The 19,623-nt window shown below is 61.5% G+C and carries 17 protein-coding genes and 1 pseudogene; 4 read left to right on the top strand and 14 right to left on the bottom strand.

Features of this window, described 5'->3' with window-relative positions:
- The 3 genes and pseudogenes from ACILSO_RS31595 to ACILSO_RS31585 all read right to left on the bottom strand — a co-directional run.
- Positions 1 to 401, bottom strand: a pseudogene (locus ACILSO_RS31595) (hypothetical protein); the annotation flags it as partial.
- Positions 401 to 2,977 carry a protein kinase domain-containing protein gene (locus ACILSO_RS31590; RefSeq protein WP_395741494.1) on the bottom strand — a complete coding sequence of 859 codons (2,577 nt, stop codon included), beginning with the start codon at positions 2,975 to 2,977 and terminating at the stop codon, positions 401 to 403. The gene ACILSO_RS31590 and the pseudogene ACILSO_RS31595, both read right to left, overlap by 1 nt.
- Positions 2,978 to 3,010: 33 nt before the next feature.
- The gene (locus ACILSO_RS31585) at positions 3,011 to 3,778 is read right to left on the bottom strand and encodes a hypothetical protein (RefSeq protein WP_395741493.1); all 768 of its coding nucleotides are present in this window, start codon (positions 3,776 to 3,778) and stop codon (positions 3,011 to 3,013) included.
- Between the two features lie 96 nt (positions 3,779 to 3,874).
- On the opposite strand from ACILSO_RS31585, the gene bioA reads away from it, so the two are divergent.
- Complete coding sequence (gene bioA / locus ACILSO_RS31580; RefSeq protein ID WP_395741492.1) at positions 3,875 to 5,140, top strand: adenosylmethionine--8-amino-7-oxononanoate transaminase; 1,266 nt, start codon at positions 3,875 to 3,877, stop codon at positions 5,138 to 5,140.
- On the opposite strand, the gene ACILSO_RS31575 is transcribed toward bioA, so the two are convergent.
- The 3 genes from ACILSO_RS31575 to ACILSO_RS31565 form a co-directional block, all read right to left on the bottom strand.
- Positions 5,112 to 6,224, bottom strand: coding sequence for an anion permease (locus tag ACILSO_RS31575; RefSeq protein ID WP_395741491.1), 1,113 nt, complete (start codon positions 6,222 to 6,224; stop codon positions 5,112 to 5,114). The two genes, bioA and ACILSO_RS31575, sit on opposite strands and share 29 nt — an antisense overlap.
- A 13-nt stretch (positions 6,225 to 6,237) precedes the next feature.
- Positions 6,238 to 6,867 carry a DUF47 domain-containing protein gene (locus tag ACILSO_RS31570; protein ID WP_395741490.1) on the bottom strand — a complete coding sequence of 210 codons (630 nt, stop codon included), beginning with the start codon at positions 6,865 to 6,867 and terminating at the stop codon, positions 6,238 to 6,240.
- 195 nt (positions 6,868 to 7,062) lie between these two features.
- Positions 7,063 to 7,410, bottom strand: a complete 348-nt coding sequence (locus tag ACILSO_RS31565; RefSeq protein ID WP_395741489.1) for a P-II family nitrogen regulator — start codon at positions 7,408 to 7,410, stop codon at positions 7,063 to 7,065.
- A 282-nt stretch (positions 7,411 to 7,692) separates the two neighbouring features.
- Between ACILSO_RS31565 and ACILSO_RS31560 the strand changes: the two genes are divergently transcribed.
- Positions 7,693 to 8,604 carry a hypothetical protein gene (locus ACILSO_RS31560; RefSeq protein ID WP_395741488.1) on the top strand — a complete coding sequence of 304 codons (912 nt, stop codon included), beginning with the start codon at positions 7,693 to 7,695 and terminating at the stop codon, positions 8,602 to 8,604.
- A 151-nt stretch (positions 8,605 to 8,755) separates the two neighbouring features.
- On the opposite strand, the gene ACILSO_RS31555 is transcribed toward ACILSO_RS31560, so the two are convergent.
- The 4 genes from ACILSO_RS31555 to ACILSO_RS31540 all read right to left on the bottom strand — a co-directional run bounded on the left by ACILSO_RS31555 (position 8,756) and on the right by ACILSO_RS31540 (position 12,149).
- The gene (locus ACILSO_RS31555; protein WP_395741487.1) at positions 8,756 to 9,682 is read right to left on the bottom strand and encodes a sulfurtransferase; all 927 of its coding nucleotides are present in this window, start codon (positions 9,680 to 9,682) and stop codon (positions 8,756 to 8,758) included.
- Positions 9,683 to 9,707: 25 nt separating this feature from the next.
- A complete protein-coding gene (locus tag ACILSO_RS31550; protein ID WP_395741486.1) occupies positions 9,708 to 10,391 on the bottom strand; it encodes a hypothetical protein in 684 nt (227 codons plus the stop codon).
- 61 nt (positions 10,392 to 10,452) lie between these two features.
- On the bottom strand, positions 10,453 to 11,403 hold the full coding sequence (locus ACILSO_RS31545; protein ID WP_395741485.1) for an anion permease: 951 nt from the start codon (positions 11,401 to 11,403) through the stop codon (positions 10,453 to 10,455).
- A 107-nt stretch (positions 11,404 to 11,510) separates the two neighbouring features.
- Complete coding sequence (locus tag ACILSO_RS31540; protein WP_395741484.1) at positions 11,511 to 12,149, bottom strand: hypothetical protein; 639 nt, start codon at positions 12,147 to 12,149, stop codon at positions 11,511 to 11,513.
- A gap of 160 nt (positions 12,150 to 12,309) precedes the next feature.
- Between ACILSO_RS31540 and ACILSO_RS31535 the strand changes: the two genes are divergently transcribed.
- On the top strand, positions 12,310 to 12,855 hold the full coding sequence (locus tag ACILSO_RS31535; RefSeq protein WP_395741483.1) for a tetratricopeptide repeat protein: 546 nt from the start codon (positions 12,310 to 12,312) through the stop codon (positions 12,853 to 12,855).
- A 46-nt stretch (positions 12,856 to 12,901) separates the two neighbouring features.
- On the opposite strand, the gene ACILSO_RS31530 is transcribed toward ACILSO_RS31535, so the two are convergent.
- Positions 12,902 to 13,921 (bottom strand): polysaccharide deacetylase family protein, encoded by a 1,020-nt coding sequence (locus tag ACILSO_RS31530; RefSeq protein ID WP_395741482.1) that lies wholly within the window; start codon positions 13,919 to 13,921, stop codon positions 12,902 to 12,904.
- 126 nt (positions 13,922 to 14,047) lie between these two features.
- Positions 14,048 to 15,394, bottom strand: a complete 1,347-nt coding sequence (locus tag ACILSO_RS31525; RefSeq protein WP_395741481.1) for a PQQ-dependent sugar dehydrogenase — start codon at positions 15,392 to 15,394, stop codon at positions 14,048 to 14,050.
- 358 nt (positions 15,395 to 15,752) lie between these two features.
- Here ACILSO_RS31525 and ACILSO_RS31520 point away from each other — a divergent pair, with 358 nt between their 5' ends.
- Positions 15,753 to 17,756: a DUF1592 domain-containing protein gene (locus ACILSO_RS31520; protein ID WP_395741480.1), complete on the top strand. Its 2,004-nt coding sequence runs from the start codon at positions 15,753 to 15,755 to the stop codon at positions 17,754 to 17,756.
- A 130-nt stretch (positions 17,757 to 17,886) separates the two neighbouring features.
- Here the strand turns inward: ACILSO_RS31520 and ACILSO_RS31515 are convergent, their stop codons facing one another.
- A complete protein-coding gene (locus tag ACILSO_RS31515; protein ID WP_395741479.1) occupies positions 17,887 to 18,753 on the bottom strand; it encodes an alpha/beta hydrolase in 867 nt (288 codons plus the stop codon).
- 227 nt (positions 18,754 to 18,980) lie between these two features.
- Positions 18,981 to 19,623 (bottom strand): DUF1552 domain-containing protein (locus ACILSO_RS31510; RefSeq protein WP_395741478.1); only part of this gene is annotated, 643 nt, incomplete at its 5' end.

Below are 19,623 nucleotides of genomic sequence, written 5' to 3'. Positions count from 1 at the left end.
CTTTCGTAGATCGGCACGATGTCCGGATGATCGAGCTGCGCGATGGCCTGCGTCTCCGCCTTGAAGCGGGAGGCTTCCTCGCGCGTGGCGAAGTGCGCATTCCGCACGAGCTTGAGCGCGACCACGCGTTTCAGCTTCACGTCCTCGGCTTCATAGACGATGCCCATCCCCCCACTGGCGATCTCCCGCACCAGCCGGTAGCCCGCAAACTCGCAGGGGAGCGTCAGCAGCCGCGCAGGCCCGGGGGCTTTCGCGCTCGCGGGCCCGGTCAGCTCGTCTGCCTCCAGGCCCTCCTGCAGCAGGCAGACCAGGCAGACGCCGTCCCGCTCCAGTCTGCCCAAGCACACGGGACAGATGCTGGAATCGTTGGCCGCCTCGGGAAGCATGTCAGGGTTAGACATTATTTTTCAGCAGTCTTTGCCGCCGGCGCTTTCATTTCCGTCTGCGCCAGCAGCTGTCTCGCTTCACGCAGCACCTCCGCCACACGCTGCGGGTCTTCATCCTGCGGATCTTTGCAGGCCTGGATGATCCGGTGCAAAATCGCGCCGGCCTCTCCCGGCCTGGTTTTTTCCGCCAGCTTGCCAGCCAGTGGGAGCAGGCGGGAAAATGATTTGAGCTCGCCGCTCATCCGCTTCAGCAGATCCGGGAGCTGCTGCAACTGGCTGCCCGCCTCGGCATTCCGCCCCAGCTGAAAGAGAGTGAACGAATGCTGCACCAGCAGACCCGCGGCCTCGGACGGCAGCTTCTCCTCCGGCAGGCGCACGCGCTCCAGCCATGTGGCGCCCAGCTCGCATGCTTCTTCCACGCGGTTCATTTCCCGCAGGGTGTTCACCAGTCCCTCCACCCGGAGGAGAGTGTAGTCATTGGCCGGCCCCAGCTGCTGATCGCAGACCTTCACTTCTTTGCGCAGCAGTTCAAGATTTCCCGCGAGGTCTCCCTCCTTCACCAGCGTCTGGCTCAGTGCCTTCAGACTGGCCCGGGCTTTCAGATAATCAGGCCCCACCGTATGCCAGTAGATGTCCAGCGCATGCCGTCCGCTCTGGATGGCCTCCTGCACCAGGCCTGCCTCCCGGCAGTGTTTTGCCAGCCGGCCATAAGCGCGTCCGGTGATCGAGTGCGCTTCGCCAAATTTTTCCATCGCATAGCCGCAAGTATCGCGCCCCAGTTGCAGGGCCTCCGCGGTTCTGCCCAAGTCCGCCATCACCGTCATCAGCTCAATGCGTCCGACGATCAGGTCAAAGTGGTCGGATTTTTTTGTGTAGCTGGCGATGCACGAGAGCAGAAGCGTCTCCGCCTCGTGCAGGGCATCCCTGCTTTTCACCTCCTGCACCAGCTCCTCCGCGAGGGCGTACTTGGTTTTATAAATCTGCGCATCGTCTTTGGGCAGATGTGCCTCCTGCCAGGCAATGATCCGCCTGAGCTCGTCGCGTGATTCCTGTCCGGCCAGGGAGGCAGCCTTGGTCATGTGCATCTTCTTGAGGGCGACGCGGTAGCGCATGCTCCAAAGCAGGGGGTCATTGGGATCCAACTGCGGCTCCACCTCCGCGAGCACCTCGCGGTAGATCCGAAGGTCCGCGGGTTTGTTCAAGACCGTGGAGAGCTCCTCCAGCATGGCTGCTTTGCGTCTTGGATCTCCATGAAACGTGCGCACCCGCTGCAGCAGTTCCACCCGCATCTGCTCCGGGGTCACCCCACGGCCCACCAGATGCTCGTCCATGCCGTGCACGGTATCCAAAATGATGGCCGCGATCTCGTCCGACTCTCTTTTCTGCTTCAGCGCCACGCGCTCCGCTTCGCGTGCTTTCACTGCCTGGTGGAGGGACACGACCGTGCCGACGATCAGAGAAACAGAGGTGCCGAGAACAGCCACAGCCGCCGCCTTGTTTCTCAGCGCCAGCTTCCACAGGCGTTCGCCTGTGCCGACAGCCCTGGACTGAATCGGTTCTCCGTTCAGAAACCGGTCCAGCTCATCGGCCAGGAAACCCGCGCTGGGCAGGCGCCGAGACGGCTGCTTTTCCAGGCAGCGCAGGATCAGCGTGGCGAGATCCGCCTGCACCCGCAGCAGGGAGCCTGCGGACACATTTTCCGGCTTCGTCTCCCTGCGGAAGGGCAGCTTCCCGGTGGAGCTGATCTCCGGCTCCTCCTGCGTGATGCGCCGCATGACCTCCACAACGCTGCCGCCCTGGAAGGGGAGCTTGTCTGTCAGCATCTGGTATAAAATAACCCCCAGGGCCCAGACATCGCTCGCCGTGGTCACCTCTTTGACATTTCCCGCGGCCTGCTCCGGGCTCATGTAGTGGGGCGTGCCCACGTGCACGTTGGTGCGCGTCAGATGCAGCTCTGCATCCAGCAGCTTGGCCAGGCCGAAGTCGGAGAGCATGGGCCTGCCGCTCACGTCCAGCAGGATGTTGGCCGGTTTCAGGTCCCGGTGCAGCACACCGTGCTCATGCGCATACTGCACCGCACGCGCGATGCGGCTCATCAACGTGGCGGCCTCGCGGTCAGGCATCATGCCGCGCTTCTTCAGACGCTCCGCCAGAGAGCCGCCTTCCGCCAGGCGCATGGTGAAATACGGCATGCCATCCTCCTCTCCGCTTTCGTAGATCGGCACGATGTCCGGATGATCGAGCTGCGCGATGGCCTGCGTCTCCGCCTTGAAGCGGGAGGCTTCCTCGCGCGTGGCGAAGTGCGCATTCCGCACGAGCTTGAGCGCGACCACGCGTTTCAGCTTCACATCCTCGGCTTCGTAGACGATGCCCATTCCCCCCACGGCGATCTCCCGCAACAGCTGATAACCTGCAAACTGGCACGGCAGCACCAAGGAGCCTGACTGGGGCGGGCATTCTCCGTGCGCCCTGTCCGCCGGAGGTTCAGCTTCCAAACCTTCCTGAAGCAGGCACACCAGGCAAAGGCCGTTTTTCTCCAGTCCGCCCGAGCAGACCGGGCAGCGCTTCGGTTCATCGGCCGGGGCATTCATGGAGAAAAGAAGAATACGCGGTTTCAGGACTTCTCATGCCGCCAGTGACAGGAGGCTCACCAGATAGCGCAGCTCCTCATTCACCTCTTCATCCGTCGTCACAATGTTTCTCACCTCGGTGCGCAGGAGTACGCCAAATCTCCGGCGCAAATCCGCCGCCGCTTTGCGCACGGCACCATGGGTCATTCCATGCCGGCTGGCCATTTCCTCCCAGTCAGGGGCCTTTCCGTCGCTCGCAAAGGTCCGCCGGCGCAACTCCATCAAAAACTCGCTCCGCTCCCGCTGCTCCAGCTCCTCCTCAAGCCGCTTCATGGCGTGATCCACCAGCGCACGCGCCCATCCCCGGTCAAAAGCGACGTCCGGCGACTGCCCCTCCACCAAGGCGGGCTCCTCCATCTGCGAATCAAGCTCCTCCAAACGCAGCAGCGTCGCGCCGCCGCCCCGCCTGGCCGCCTTTCTGCGGTGGTGCTCGTTATGAAGCCAGTTGGTGAAGCAGCGGAGGAGAAAACTGCGAAAGCGCACCGCCCCGCGTTTCACATCTTTAAGCATCTCGCTCGAAATAAGATGCTCGAAAAAGCCCTGTACATCGTCCGAAGCGCCATCATGCGAGGCCCCCTTCTGACGGGCAAAAACGTACAGCGGCCGCCAATAGGCGCGCGCCAGCCGTTCAAGCCCAGCCAGCGCCTCGTCCTCGTGGTTCGCAGCCTGGATCATCGACCACATGGTAGCAGGAAACAACCCGCTGTTGCCTGCGGGGCTGCCTGAGGTGGAAAGCGATGGAACGGACAGGGGCGAATTCATTCAGCCTTGGAAAAACTTCGCATAGTAAGCTCACCGAAAATTTAAACAACGACAGTTCATCAAGATAGCATGCTAATGTAAAAAGAACGCAAGCCAATGCCTCCTCTAACAACCCTCGACAAGCTTTGCCTCTGGCACCCTTTCACACCCATGCGGCAGTGGTGTGCGGAAGATCACAGCCCGCTGATGCTGGTGGAAGGGCGGGGCTGCACCCTGCGCGACCAGTTCGGCACCGAATACCTCGACGGCAATGCCTCCATCTGGACCAACATCCACGGACACACCCATCCCGCCATCAATGCCGCGATCATAGCGCAGCTAGGGAAGGTGGCCCACACCTCCTTCCTGGGCTTCACCCACGAGCCTGCCATCCGCCTGGCCATAGAGCTTGCTGACCTCCTCCCAAACAGCAAAATCTCGCGCGCCTTTTTCACCGACAACGGCTCCACCGCCATTGAGTCGGCCGTCCGCATGGCCCTCCAGTACTGGAAGCAGAACGGCCGGCCGGGGCGCGACACGCTGATCGCCTTTGACCGCGCCTACCATGGCGACACTCTCGGTGCAGCCAGCCTCGGGGGCATCCCGCTCTTCAAAGGCAGCGGCAATGACTTCGGCTACCGCGTCATTACCGTGCCAAGCCTCGACGCCCTCGAGTGCCTGCCGGCGGACGATCTGGCCCGAACAGCCGCAGTGGTGATCGAACCTCTCATCCAAGGCGCCGCAGGCATGCGCCTGTGGCCCAAGGGCATGCTCAAAAAGCTGGACGCGTGGTGCACAGCCAGAGACGTCTTTCTCATTCTCGACGAGGTCATGACGGGATTTGGCCGCACCGGCCGGATGTTTGCCTGCCAGCACGAAGACGTCGTTCCGGATTTTCTCTGCCTGGCCAAGGGCCTCAGCGGCGGCTACCTGCCTTTGGCGGTGACTTTGACCACCGAGCGCGTCTTCGAAGGATTTCTGGGGGAGCCCCACGAGGGCCGAACCTTCTTCTACGGCCACAGTTTTGCCGGCAGCCAGCTCGGCTGCGCCGCCGCGCTTGCGAGCCTCCAGGTCTTCCGTGACGAGCATGTGCTGGAACAGCTGCCCGCCAAAATCGCGCGGCTGGGAGAGCGGATGGCGGACCTGCCCGGCTACCGGCAGTGCGGGATGATCGCGGCGATCACCCTGGATGCGGCTGATCTGAGCCTGGGGGCACAGGTCTGCCTGGCGGCGCGGAAACATGGCCTGCTGACGCGTCCGATCGGCAACACTATTGTGCTGATGCCGCCGCTGTGCATCACCCTGGAGGAAATCGACCGGATGGTGGCCGCGCTGAGAGCGGCCGTGGCGGAGGTCAGCCCACCGGAGTTCCAAAGAGCTTGAAAAGGAGATAGCCGAGCAGGCCGGTGATCGGAATAGTCAACACCCAGGCCCAGACAATGCGCGAGACCACGCTCCATTTGATGGCGTTGAGGCGCTTTGCGGCGCCCACGCCCATGATGCTCGTGGTGATGGCGTGCGTGGTGGAAACCGGCATGCCATAAACTGCCGCCAAAGACAGCACTGAGGCAGCGGCCGTCTCCGCTGCAAAGCCATGCACCGGCTGCAGTTTCACAAGCTTGTGGCCAAGGGTTTTAATGATGCGCCAGCCACCAGCCGCTGTACCTGCAGCCATGACCAAGGCGCAGGTCGCCTTGATCCAAACGGGAATCTGATCGTTTTTGGCCCCCAGCGATTCGACGCGCAGGAAACTCAGCCAGTCAGGAATTTGCGCCAGATCGCCAGCCTTCGTTGCCGACATCAAGGCAAGGGCGATGATGCCCATGGTTTTCTGTGCGTCGTTCATGCCGTGGCTGAAACCCATGCCACCAGCGCTGAGGATCTGCAGCTTTCCAAACCAAGCGCCCACCGTGTGCGGCTTCAGCCAGCCATACAAATGGCTAAGAGTTGAAATCAGCAGATACAGCAATGACATGATCGCGAACCCCAGCAGCAGTCCCGCCAGCGGAGAACTGACCATTGGCACCACCACCTTGTACAAGATTCCGCTGCCTTCATACCAATGCTTGCCCGCTTCTGGAGCCTTGGACCAGATAAGCGCCGACCATTTGCCACCGGCTGTGGCGAGCGTAGCTCCCGCCAGGCCCCCAACCAGCGCATGACTGGAGCTCGATGGAAGGCCAAACCACCAGGTGATCAAATTCCAGATGATGCCTCCCAACAGTGCGCAAATCAGGGTCTGCGAGGTGACAAAGGCGGAATCTACCAACCCGGAGGAGATCGTTTTTGCCACTGCGGTGCCAAACAGCGCCCCGACGAGATTGGTGACCGCCGCGAGAATGATGGCCATGCGCGGCGTCAGGACCTTGGTGGAAACCACGGTGGCGATGGAGTTGGCGGTGTCGTGAAAGCCGTTGATGTACTCAAAGATCAACGCCACCAGCACCACGGTAAGAACAAGGGTCATGCGCGGCGAGCGGTCAGGAATTCTTCAGAACGATGTTCGCCACGACGTTTCCGGCGTCCCGGCAACGATCCACCACCTTCTCCATCAGATCGTAGAGATCCTTGAGAATGATGACCATCACCGCGTCTTGTTCGGTCGTGTAGAGCATCTTCAGGCATTCGATCATGAGCTTGTCAGCCTCTCCTTCGACCTGCTGGATCTTTTCGTTCAGGTCTTTGACGCGCTCCAGATGCAGCTTTTTGCGGAGCTCGACGACCATGGTGAGAACGATCTCGGCGGCGGCATCCATCAATTTGACCTGGCGGGAGAAATCCGCGCCTGCCAGCCGTCCATTGCAGATGAGGAGGCGCTCGGCGATCTTTTCCACCGTCTTGGGGATCTTGTACAACGCGTTGGAAAGCGCTTCGATGTCCTCGCGCTCCAGCTCGGTCACAAAGGTCTTGCACAGCGCCTCGTCGATCTGCTGGGTGATCTTCTTGTCCTCGCGGCGGGAAGCCACAAATGCGTCGAGGTTTTGAGGGGCGGCGGAGTCGGAGAGGAGCTTGTGAAGGGCCTGCACGCTCTTGCGGGCATAGCTGGCGCTGGACTCCAGCAGGTCATAAAACACATCCGATTTGCCGAAAATCTTTTGAAAGGAAATCATTGGGAGAAGGAGACACGCCCGGAGGCGGACCGCCAGTTAGAGCGAGCAGCAGGGGGGCTGTCAAGAATGCCCCATTCCCCCATTGTGACGAAAACGTCACAATTCTTGCGGTGTTCCAGCCCTGAAAATGCAAAACCCATCAGCGGCAGACCGCTGATGGGTTTTTTGCAGATTGGCAGTTTTGGGGGTGGAAAATTAGCTGCTGGAGACAGCGTCGGCGCCACGCTCGCCGGTACGAATGCGGATGGCATCAAGCACGGCGCTCACGAAGACCTTGCCGTCGCCGATTTTACCGGTGTTTGCAGCCTTCACCACGGCATCCACCACAGCGTCAGCACGGCTGTCGTCCACGACGACTTCGATCTTCACCTTCGGAAGGAAATCCACGGTGTATTCGCTGCCGCGGTAGATCTCGGTGTGGCCCTTTTGGCGGCCAAATCCCTTGACCTCAACGACGGTCATGCCCTCGACTCCGACTTCGGAGAGGGCTTCTTTGACATCCTCCAGCTTGAACGGTTTGATGATCGCTTCGACTTTTTTCATGGTTAACGGCAATTAGTAGTGTGGTTCACGAATTGCAACGATCAGAACCGTGGGAAGATGTTTTTCCTGGCCCAATCTTTTGCAAATAATGTCGTAGCGAGAAGCGTGCCAACTTTCTTTTCTGTTTTTTTGCCTTGGGTGCGCCCTGTGAAAAACGGAGGCGTTTTGCCTCTCGCGGCGATGCTGCCCCAGAGGCAGGAGGGCAGCGTTCCGGGGTGAAAATCCCCGCCTCCTGCCGGAGAGCCGTATTGCATTCCCCCGGGCCTTCGATTACCTCGCCCCATGCTCCGCTCCGCCGCGCTCCTGGCTTTCGCCCTTCTCAGCTTTTCCCTGCGTTCATCCGCCGAGGACACGCCCGTGGAACTGAAGTTGCGCTGGGAGCCCGGCCAGACCTACCTGCAGGAGTCCGACACGATCACCACCAATTTCCTGACCGCACTCGGCAAGACCACGGATCAGAAAATGCACGTCCGCCAGACCACGTCCATCACGGTCGGCAAGCCTAACCCGGACCAGACGGAGGCCAAGGTGGTGATCACCTCCATTCTGGGGGAGATGTCCTTTGAAGGAAAAAGCTATCTGTTTGACTCCAAAAACCCCGGTGGCTCCAATCCGCAGCTGCAGCAGCTTTTCGGGGGCTCTGCCGGCAGAGGATTCACCCTGGTCTATGATTCCAACGGGGATTTCGTGGATGCCAAAGACATCGGATCCATGGTGACCGGCGGCGCTGAGCCCGACCTCGCCTCCATCGCGACCGCGCGGCAGCTGGCCACCCTCTACCGCCGCTCTCTGGAGATGGGCCTGCCCAAAATTCCTGTTCTTCCCAAAGACAAGTGGCTCTCCGACGAGATCGTCCCCTTCCCGCAGACGGGCACGGTCCAGGTGAAGCTCACCTCCAAGTTCGACGGCGTCGTCAACCGAGAAGGCCACCGCGAAGCCCAGATCTCGTTCGACGGCATCATGAAATCCAAGCCCGACAAGGACAGCACAGGACGGGATCTCACCACGGAGCGCCCCGTGAGCTTCGGCGAGAACTCCAAGGTGAACGGCCAGGTCTTCTTTGACCTCGACCGCAAAACCATCTCTCTGGCCATCTTCGCGGCGAGCATTCAGCTCAAAGTTGAAGGCAAACCGATGCCGATGCACCAGCAGGTCACCACCCGTCTCGTGTCCATGAAACCCACGGCGCCGTGAGAGCGGAGCCGGGAGCTGTATGCAGCGGCTGAGGACCTGTATGCAGTGCTTTGTGGTTTTTGAGGACCTGCCGCGGGTCTGGAAATAGAACAAACAGCGCCGCCACCCGCAGGCGACGACGCTGTTCTCAACCTGGACCAGGCCTCAAAAGCTATTTCGTTCCGGCCGGATCACCGCCTGTTTCCGCAGGCAGGGACTTGCCGTTAAGCCACACGTATTCTTTCCAGGCGCCTTCGTAGAGGCGGACGTTGGGGAAGCCGGCGACGTGTTTGAGGTAAAACTGAAGGAGGCTGCCCTCGCGGGAGGTGCCGCAATAGGCGATGATGTTTTTGTCGGGGGTGATGCCGGCTTTTTCGAGCTCGGCCTTCACTTCGGCGAGGGGTTTAAATTTGTGGGTGTTGTCCTTCTCCATGAGGCGGGCCCAGTGGAAGCTGATGGCGCCGGGGATATGGCCTTTGCGGAGCCAGACTTCATCCTCGCCACGGAATTCATTGATGGGGCGGGCGTCGATGAGGAGATTGCCGGGCTTGCCGATGTGGGCCTGAACATCAGAGACGTTGGCGGTGATGGTGGTGATGCCTTTCTCTGGGAGGGTGCCTTTGGGATTGCCGAAGTAGTCCTGAGTGGGTTTGAAGCCCTGCTTTTTCCATTCGGCGAGGCCGCCGTCGACGACCTTGATGTTCTGCACCCCAAACTTTTCCAGCACGTAAACCACCATGCTGGTGCTGAGGATTTCGTCGTTGGGGAGGACGTCTCCGGTGGCATAGACGAGGTGGAGGCGGTCTTTATCGACTCCAGCGCGGATGAGGAGGGCCTGGGTGAGATCGTCGGGGAGGTATTGGACGGGCACGGCTTTGTCGGTGCCGCGGAGGGTGTCGAAATTGATGTGGTGGGCGGTAGGGAGGTGGCCGCGGAAGTAGTCTTTGTAGCCGCCGCGCGTGTCGAGCACGATGGGGCGTTTGGTGGCGTCTGGATTCTCGATGAGGGCTTTGGCATCGGCGCAGGTGATGAGGCCGATGTCGGCGCGCGCAGCGGAGGCCAGCAGGGCCAGGGTGAGGAGGGAGAGGATGGGTTTCATGGTGGCAGGCTGGGTTGGGGTTGGGTTAAAAAGTGAAGACGTAGTTGATCTTGGCGATCCAACTTGTGCGGTCGCGATCGGGGAAGTTGACCCAGGATTCGAGGACGATGTGCTTGCTGAGGAAGTACTTGGTGCCGAGGGCGGCGATCACGCCATGCTGATTGCGCGACTGGACGATGTCGGCGTTGAGGTTGAGGTTGCGGTCAAACACCTTCACGGTGCGGTCCACGCCAAAGAGGTAGCTGTTTCCGCGAGTCTGGATGCCGTAACCGGCGTGCAGGCGCAGGACGTGGAAGTCATGGTAGAACATGGCATAAGTGAAGGGATCGCCGGCACGACGGGTGTCGGTGAGGGCGACGCCTGCGACGCCGAGGGCGAACATGCCGTCCTTCCAAGGCTCGATGCGGGCCTTGGTCTGGAAGAAGAGGGGGCCGGAGTAGCCGGTGCCGAGGGGGCTGTCGAGACCCCACTCGAGGTGGAGGGGCTTGAACTCCCAGCCGGTCTTGAAGCCCGCCCACTGCGAGGTCTTCCCCGGACCGCTGGTGGCAAACTGATTTGAGCCGCCAAAGCTGCTGAAGAACTGCGCGGCCACCGTGCGGTGGTCGATCGTTTCAGCCGTGGGGATGTTGTTCAAACCGGTCGGAGTTCCGAAGGCGGCGGTGGCGGCTGCAACTGCGGCCAGGGCGAGGATGCGTGTCTTGTACAGCATGCAATGTTATACTTTATTATGTTTTTTTATGTGATTTCCGAGAGGTGCCCTCATGGGAAAATTAAGAAATCTGGCGGCCAAGCACGAAGATGACTGCGGCGACCACGGCGGAGACCGGCAAGGTGACGACCCAGGCGGCCAGCACCGGCAGGACGGTGCGCCACTTGGCCTGCCGTGTGGTGACGCCGATGCCGAGCAGCGCGCCGACGGAGACGTGCGTGGTCGACACCGGAAAGCCATGATAATTCGCCGTCGTGACCAGCAGCGCCGTGGCCAGATTTGCCGAAAAGCCCTGGCCGGGATTCATGCCAGTGATCTTGTGCGCCAGTGTCTCGGCCACCTGGCGCGCGCTTATCAGGCCGCCCGCGGCCATCGCCACCGCGACGAGAATGATGCCGGTACTGCCATGCAGCCAGCCAATGCCGAGGAGCAGCGCCGCCATCTTGGGCGTGTCGTTCAGCCCACGCGCAAAGCACACCGCGCCTGCGCTCAGAAAGTGCAGTGCGTCCAGGGTCCTGGTCCGGTGGTCCGGCGCCAGCCGCAGTGTTTTCAAAATCAGATACACCAGCCCGCCTGCCAGGACAGCGAGCACCGGGCTCAGGAGAAGCGGCCTGATGAAGCTTTCCCACAGCTTCAAGATGTTCACCTCTCCCGCGATCCAGCCCGCGCCCAGCAGCGCACCTGTGAGCATGTGGGTTGTCGAAACCGGAAAGCCCAGCCTGGTGGCCAGCAGTCCCGTCGCACCCGCACCGGCAGCGACGGCAAACAAGAACAGGGGGTCTGCGATCAGGGCATCGGGCACGAGCCCCTTGCCGGAAAAAGTTTTTAGCAGGCTTGTGGCCAGAAACGCCGCCGCCCCGCAGCCCGCCGCCGTGGTGAGCGCAGCCCAGTTTACCGCCGTGCGGTAGCTCGTGGTTCCGCTCCCAAACAGCGAGGCCACTCCCTTGAAGTTCGCATTTCCCCCATTCGCATAAGCGACAACGACAACTGCGGCAATGATGAGGAATAGCATGATGGGAGGCGGATGTGTCTATTTGCGCAGTTTGGCAAATACGCAACCCATTCCCGCTTTCTTGACAGCTTTTTCATGCCGCCGGACCATTTCAGCGCCGCAGGAATTCAGCCGCCGGAAAGCAGCTTCCGCGCGCGCTCCTGACACAGGTGGAACGCGGCCCCCAGGCCTGCGCCGAGACCGAGTCCGTAAAACACGCCCCAGCTCAGCTTCGCGAAAGTGGGATACTGCTTGATGAACATGCCCTCCGAGACACCGCCGACAAAGTAGCCGATGGAGTTCAGGACAAACAAGGCGAGCGCCACCCTGACCACCACGCGCAGCGCATCAAACGCCGCCACCAGCAGGCAGGCCATCACCATGGTGCCCATTGCCAGCCCCACCAGGCTGCCAGGGTGCCCCTTCAAGGACATCCATCCCACAATCCAAGCCACGGAATATGCCGCAAACGCCGGACAGAAGACCTTGTAAAAACGCGAAACTGAACCCGGCCCGATGATCAGCCGGTGCAGCAGCGGTGCGGTCAGGCCAAGGAACACCACCGCGCAGGCCGCGTACATGCCGGCCTCTCCCACGTGCCTTTGCAGCCATTTTCCAAACACCGCCCAAGGCACAAAACCCGCCACGCTGACCACGGTGAACCCCAGCATGCCGCGCCGGATGGAGGCCCCCAGCGATGGCACAGAAGAACCCGACGCCCGTGCGCGCGCGGCGATGCTTTGAGGATCAAGTTGAAACCAGCTCATGGAGGAATTTGGCAGAGTGAAGTTGCAATGAAAAACGGAGTTCAAACCAGAACGCAGGCACCCATAAGGTTCGTTCTTTGGAATGCACACCCGTTTTGATGCGTTCTTGCTGATGTCATTCACGCCCGCGTGATTTCACCCACCTGCCCTCATCTCTCCCATGACCTACCCCCGTTTTACCTGCCTCTTTTTCGCCCTGCTGCTTTCAGCCTCTGCCGCAGATCAACCCGGAGCCGTCCAAACCACGCCCAAGCTGGAGGTTCTCAACAAGCAGATCGCGGAGAACGCTGAAAACGCGCAGGCCTACTCCAACCGCGGCTACGTCCTGGCGCTGCTCGGCCGCAAAGACGAGGCCCGCGCGGACCTGAAAAAAGCCCTCAGCCTGAGCGACAAGCCCAACATGCACAACCGCGCCGGCTGGGCCTATTTCAACATGGGCGACTATGCCGACGCCGTGCGCGAATGCGAGATCGCCGCCAAGCTCAGCGACCACCAGGCGCACTATGACTACTATTCGCTCGTGCTCGGCTACTGGGGCACGGGAGACATGCAGAAGGCGCTGGAAAACTACGGGCTGGCTGCGGAAAAAGACCCGCGCTTTGGCAGCTATAAAACTCTGATGGAGCGCACCCTGGAGTGGACCCCGCTGGAGCAGCGCGCCATCCACGAAGTGTACGTGCTCTGGAGCAAGGCCTGGAAGCCCTGAACTGCTTCAAGGCCCTGCCCTTCGGGCAGGAGGCTTGAAAGCGGATTTAAGGCTTCTGTGCCGGCACCGCCGCCGGCGGTGGAGGTGGCGGCGCAGCAGGAGACTTCACCTCTTCGGATTTTCCAGCGCCTGCCGCAGCGGGCGGGGGCAGTGCTGCCGGTGCTGGCACCTTGCCTGGCGCTGGCACTTCATTCGTAGGCTTCACGGCTGGCGTCGGCTCGCTCGGTGAGAGCGCCGGCGGCGTGGTGGTGGCTGGCACTGCGGGGCTGACTTCCTCCGGCGGCGTGCTGAAGGCGATCAGCTGAGTCACGGTCGCAAATCGAAAGCCCCGCGCCGTGAGGTCATCCAGCGTGGCGGGCATGGCCGCGATGGTCGTCTCATGGATGTCATGGCAAAGAATGATGGAGCCGTTCCGCGTCTGGCTGTGGATGGCGTTGTACACCTTCTGCGCGCTGCGCGGGTGCTTCCAGTCCTGCGGGTCCACATCCCAAAGGATGGAGGCATACCCAAAAGTCTTTTCGATCCTGGCCTTCTGGGACACCCCCACCGCACCATACGGCGGCCGGTAGAACAAGGGAGCGACTCCACAGGCCTTGACGATGGCGTCATGCGTACGCTGCAGCTGGCTCTCGACGCTGTCCTTGCTCATCTGCGTGAAAAGCGGGTGCGACCAGCTGTGGTTTCCCACCTCATGGCCTTCATCCACGATGCGCTTCACCACGTTCGGATACGCCGCGGCATTTTTACCCACGAGAAAGAACGTGGCGTGGATGTGGCGCTCCTTGAGAAGGTCAAGCAGGCGCGGGGTGAGGACGGGGTCCGGCCCGTCGTCAAACGTGATCGCGATCAGGGGCACCTTCACGTCGCAATGATTGTAGACACTCTTGCGGTTCGGCGGCATGACGCGCGGAAGGGTGGCGACGTCCGGCAGCTTTGGCTGGGGCGCCGCGTCCTCCTCCACCGGCAAAGCACGCCTCACCTCGATCTTCATGGGAGTACTGGCCTGCTGAGCATTGAGCACGGCGGCAGTCAGGAAGAAAAGGGCAGGCAGACGAAGATGAAACATGGTTTTTTCAATTTCGCACGCAGCGGTGGCTTTGACAACTGGCCGCGGACGTTACTTTTACCCATTCCCTGCCCTCCAAATCCTCTCAATTTCAGACCCCTGTCACAGGATGCAGACGGAGGGGGGTCATGGCTTCGCCGGAGCAGCTTTGAGCTTGAGAGATTTGACCTGCCCGGATGCGAGACCGGCAAACAGGATCTCGCCATCGCGGGGATCAAGACCGATGCCTGCGATGCCCGGCTCCTGTGCAAGGGTTTCGTCCGCCCAGACCGCCTTGCCTTCATCCTTCAGCGCAATGACCCGGCCCGTGACATAATCGGCAAAAACATACTTCTCCTGGTGCTGCGGGAAACGGGCACCCCGATATACCACACCGCCCGTCACGGAGAGACCGGCTGTGTGCGGATACTCGAAGATGGGCGCGATGGGACTGAAATCGGACGGCTCCTTGTCCTTGCCTGGACCGCTGGTGAAGGGGTGCAGTGCCTCGCGGTAGCTCCAGCCGTAGTCGCCGCCTTTCGTGATGATGTCGATTTCCTCATAGAGGTTCTGGCCGACATCGCCGCAGAAGAGCCGGCCGGTGGGGACGTCGAATGAGATGCGCCAGGGATTGCGGAGACCGGTGGCCCAGATCTCGGTGCGGACCGTTTTGGGGTCGAGGGTTTCGCCGTGGTGAGTGGTGGTGGCGATGAAGGGATTGTCTGACGGGATGGCGTAGAAGGCGGTGCCGCTGACATCAAGCGCGATGGCGGGGTGGGGATTGGGCGCGAGGCTGCCGGTTTTTTTGTCCACATCGATGCGGAGGATGGCAGCGTGGAAGCCTTTGTTGATGAAGCGGGCGTTGTCGAATTTGTCATCGGCGGCACCGCCATCGCCGACGGAGACGTAGAGGAAGCCATCGGGGCCGAAGTGGAGATCGCCGCCGTTGTGATTGCTGGCGGGATCCAGCTGTGTGAAAAGGGGCTGCTCGGTGGCGGGGTCGGCTCGGTTGGGATCGTCTGGGGAGATCTTGAAGAGGGAGAGGCGCTGGTGGAGCCTGCCTTCGATTTTAAGACTGTAATACACAAAGCAGCGGCGTGTGCTGGTATGATCTGGTGGGAAGGCGAGGCCGAGGACGCCGCATTCGCTTTCGGTGACGAGAGTGCCGCCTGCAGGGTGGGTGAGATCGAGGAAAAGCTGCTTTTGGGGGTGGTCGGTTTCGAGGGCGGTGATAGCCTGGATGCGGCCGGTTTTTTCAACGACGAAGAGGCGTGCTTTGTCGCCGGGGGCGGAGACGATGGCGAGGGGCTGGTCGAAGGTGAGGCCGGGGAAGGCATCGGTGAGTTCGTAGTCGGTGGGGACGACGAGGATGGGGAGCTTCTCTTTCTTTTTGGGCGGGGGTGTGGCGGGTGTTTGTGCGGGGAGTGATGCAGCGAGACCACAGAGGGCCGGCAGGGCGAGGATGAGAGATGGAACGATGGAGAACTGGCGCATGGGAGTGAGGTAAGGTCGGGCGCTGGGGAGATGCAGGGCTGATGGTACAACGTGCGTGGTGGCTGCCGCTGGCCGCCTCAAAGTTTCGGGCGGATGGGATGGTGGATCGTGTGGCAAAGGCTGGCGCAGGGAGGGATGGAATCTTTGGTTGGTTTGCGAGAGGGACGACGGGACAGATGCCGCACTCGGAGAGTGCGGACCACTTCACCGGTGCCTTTGCGGAATTGTGCGGCCATGCGGGGCGCAGGGAGGCTGCGCTGCTTTTAGAACGCGTTGAGTGAGGGCATTTCGTCCTGGGTTGTGATCATCCTCCGAGACATGGGCTGCATTTCGCGTATGAATGTGGCCCCCTTCCCTCATGCTACTGTCTGATTTGCCTCGTTTTGTTTTTCCTGTGTTTTGGATCGTTGCTGCGCCGTTTGCCCGTGGTGCAGCGGCAGATGCCGTGAATCAAGCGATGGAGAAGGAGCTGCTGCCGGTGCTGGAACAGCGGTGCATGGACTGCCACGATGAGGAGACGAAGAAGGGGGACATCAGCTTTGAGTTTTTGCGGAAGCCGGGGGCGATGCGGCATGACATCCGGCTGTGGGGAAAGGTGCGGGAGCAGATGCGGGCGGGGACCATGCCGCCGCCGAAGGCGAAGGGCGCGCAGGAGGCAGCGCAGCGCGATGCGCTCAAGACGGCGCAGCAGCAGGTGCCGCCGGGAGCGATGCTGCGCAACGCACTGGTGCTGGCGCTGATGCTGGAGCAGGGGCAGCGCAAGGTGCTGCACGAGACGGCGCAGCGTGAGGTGGTGCTGCGGTGGATCCAGAGCAATGAGAAGGCGGTGCTGGAGATGCCGGAGGGCAGGCCGGGTGTGGCGAGATCGCGAAGAATGAACCGCGAAGAGTATAACAACACGCTGCGGGATCTGCTGGGGATTACGAAGAAGCCGGGGGACAAGTTTCCGGCGGATGGCGCGGGCGGAGAGGGGTTTGCGAACAATGCGGACACGCTGAGTCTTTCGCCGCTGCTGGTGGAGAAGTATCTGGGCGCGGCGGATGAGGCGATGGCGGAAGTTTGGCAACGGGGGGAACTGCGACAGAGGCTGTATGCGCCGGTGACCAGCGACAAGCTGGCTCCGGACGTCGGGGCGGAGATGGCGCTGAGGCCGTTTCTGCTGCGGGCGTTTCGGCGGCCGCCGACGGAGAATGAAGTGAAAGGTTTGCTAAATGTGTTCCGGCAGGCGTGGGGACGGAAGCCGAACTGGGATGAAGCGATGAAGGTGATGTTTAAGGGTGTGCTGGTATCGCCGGGGTTTTTGTTCATTGAGGAGGCGGCGAGCCCATCGGATGCGAAGGTGGCGCGGCGGCTGGGGGCTTATGAGATGGCTTCGCACCTTTCGTATTTTTTGTGGTCGTCGATGCCGGATGAGGAGCTCATGAAGCTGGCGGCGGAGAACAGGCTGCAGGATGATGCGGTGCTGGAGGCGCAGGTGCGGCGGATGCTGGCGCATGAGAAGGGGCTGGCCTTCACGAAGAATTTTGCGGGCCAGTGGCTGCGGTTTGACCAGGTGTTTAACACCGTGGATCCCGACCGGCGGAAGTTTCCGGAGTTCAACGGGGATCTGCGGCAGGCGATGTATGATGAGATCTTCAGTTTTTGCGATCACCTGCTAAGGTGCAATGGGCGGGTGCTGGATTTCCTGGACAGCGATTACAGCTTCCTGAACGAACCGCTGGCGAAGGTGTATGAGGTGCCGGGGGTGCAGGGCAAAGAGATGCGGCAGGTGAAGTTTACCAACGCACGACGTGGCGGACTGACGGGCATGGCGGCGATTTTGGCGAGCACGGCGTATCCGCAGCGGACGAGTCCGGTGCTGCGCGGCAAGTGGGTGCTGGAGCAACTGCTGGGCACGCCGCCGCCACCGCCTCCGGCGAATGTAGGACAGCTGCCGGAGGATGATCGTGCGCTTAAGGAGACAACGCTGCGCAAGCGGCTGGAGGCGCATCGGAACAAGCCGGCGTGCGCGGGGTGTCACACGCGGCTGGATCCGCCGGGGTTTGCGCTGGAAAATTTTGATGCGATCGGCAAATGGCGTGACAACGAGAATGGGAAGCCGCTGGATGCGACGGGGGTGATGCCGGGTGGAAAGGCGTTTGGAACGCCGATGGAGTTTCGGAAGCTGCTGATGGAGGAGAAGGCGCTGTTCATCCGGTCTCTGTGCACGCGGCTTCTGGGGTATGCGACAGGAAGGACGGTGGAGCTGGAGGATCAGCCGACCTTGTTAAGGCTGGAGAAGGTGCTGCGGGATAATGACTACCACACGCAGCCCCTCATCATCGGGCTCGTCAAAAGCCCAGCCTTTCGGTCCAGGCTGTGAGACAACCCATATCGATTCAGTCTGTTGCACAATTCTCAACAAGCCTCAGCCGCGGACATCCGTGCTGATCATGGTATTTCCTGCCACTCGGCTCAACCGCGTCTGAATGCTCAATTCTGTCGCCGGAACATTATTTTCCATCGGCCTTGCCGAGAAACCCGCTGTCTGCCAGCCAGTCGGTCATGCGCTGGGTCCAGGTTTTGATGGAGGAGAGCTTGGAACGGCCGCCCATGCCGAAGCCGTGGCCGCCTTTGGAGTAGAGGTGGACTTCGACGGGGAGCTTGGCGGCTTCGTACTGGGCCAGCTGGTCGAGGATGGGTTTGACGTGGCTGGTGTCGTCATTGGCGACGAGGAAGAAGGCGGGTGGGGAGTCTGCGGGAATGGCACCGGCGGGCACGCCGAGGGGGCCGGGATAGATGGAGATCTGGAAGTCGGCGCGTGAGCTGGCGCGGTCGATGGGATCGGTGGCGGCAGCGTCGCCAGCGGTGGGGCTGTAAACGACCATGGCGACGACTTCGCCACCGGCGGAGAAGCCGAGGATACCGATGCGCTTGGGATCAAGGTTCCACTCGGCGGCGCGCGTGCGGATGACGCGCATGGCGCGCTGTCCGTCCTGGCGAGGGTGGATGTCGAGATTGTAGGGGGAGCCTTTTTCGCGCGGGAGGCGGTGCTTGAGGACGAAACAGGTGACGCCGAGGCTGTTGAGTAGCTTGGCGGGCTCGATGCCTTCTCCGCCGAAGCCGAGCTTGCTGTGGCCGCCACCGGGGACGATGAGGATGGCGGCACCATTGGCCTTGTCCGCTGGCGCGGGGAAGACGGTGATGGAGGGATTGTTGACGTGGGTAACGGAGGTGCCGGTGAGGACTTCGGGCTCATCGCGCAGGGACTCGAAGCCGGGTGCGCCTTTTTCCCAGAGATTGATGACGAGGGGCTTGGGGTCTTCGGCATGGAGGAAGCACGGGAGGAAGAGGGAGAGAAGGAGGGAGAGGCGTTTCATAGGAGTGGTTGGGGAGATATGGAGATGCGTAGGCGTGAGCATGCATAGGCGCTGGATTTGGTCTGCCAAGGGATCTCTTTTGCCAGCGGTGCTTCATGCGGCGCGAGTCATAAAGGGAGCATGCCTCACCTGGCGAAAGCGATGTCGTCGAGACAAGGGTTTCCCCTTGCCTCTCTGCCACCGCACTCCACGACGCTGGCGCGCGCCTAGGAGCGGCATGTGGTGCTCTATACGAGGCCTTTGAGAGGGCCCGTGCTATCACCGAAGCGATCGGTTTTAGCACCGGAGAGCTGGAGCATGCTGAGGAAGAGGTTGCACAGCGGCGTGTCATTCGCGCTCACCAGATGGCGGCCGCCCATCAAGCCGCCGCCGTGGCCGGCGAGGACTAGGGGGAGGTTTTTGGGGCTGTGGGCGTTGCCGTCGCGCATGCTGGAGCCGAAGAGGAGGAGGGTGTGATCGAGGAGGGTGCCGTCGCCTTCCTTGATGGACTTCATGCGGTCGATGAGGTGGGCGAACTGCTCGATGTGCCAGGTGTTGATCTTCTGATACTGGTCGAGCTTCTCGGGCTTGTTTTCGTGGTGGGAGCACTCGTGGTGGCCATGCTTGACGCCATCGAGGAAGGTGAAGTTTTTGCCGCTGACGGCCCAGCCGAACATGAAGGTGCTGACGCGGGTGGAGTCGTTCCAGAAGGCGAGGGTCATGAGCTCCATCATGAGGCGGGAGTGCTCAGTGTGGTCCAGCCGGAGGGCGCTGCCGGGGTCTTTCTGCTGGGCCATGGAGGCGGTGATGCGCTGGTCGAGCTGGGTGATGGCGTCGCGGGCGGCGGGGTCGAGGTTTTCGCCGCTGGCGACGCGGGCGATGTCTGCCGCG

Origin of the sequence: Prosthecobacter sp., assembly GCF_044226605.1 — a bacterium.
Classification (GTDB): domain Bacteria; phylum Verrucomicrobiota; class Verrucomicrobiia; order Verrucomicrobiales; family Verrucomicrobiaceae; genus Prosthecobacter.
The sequence above is the reverse complement of the archived record's forward strand: the minus strand, read 5'-3'. Positions and strand labels throughout refer to the sequence as shown.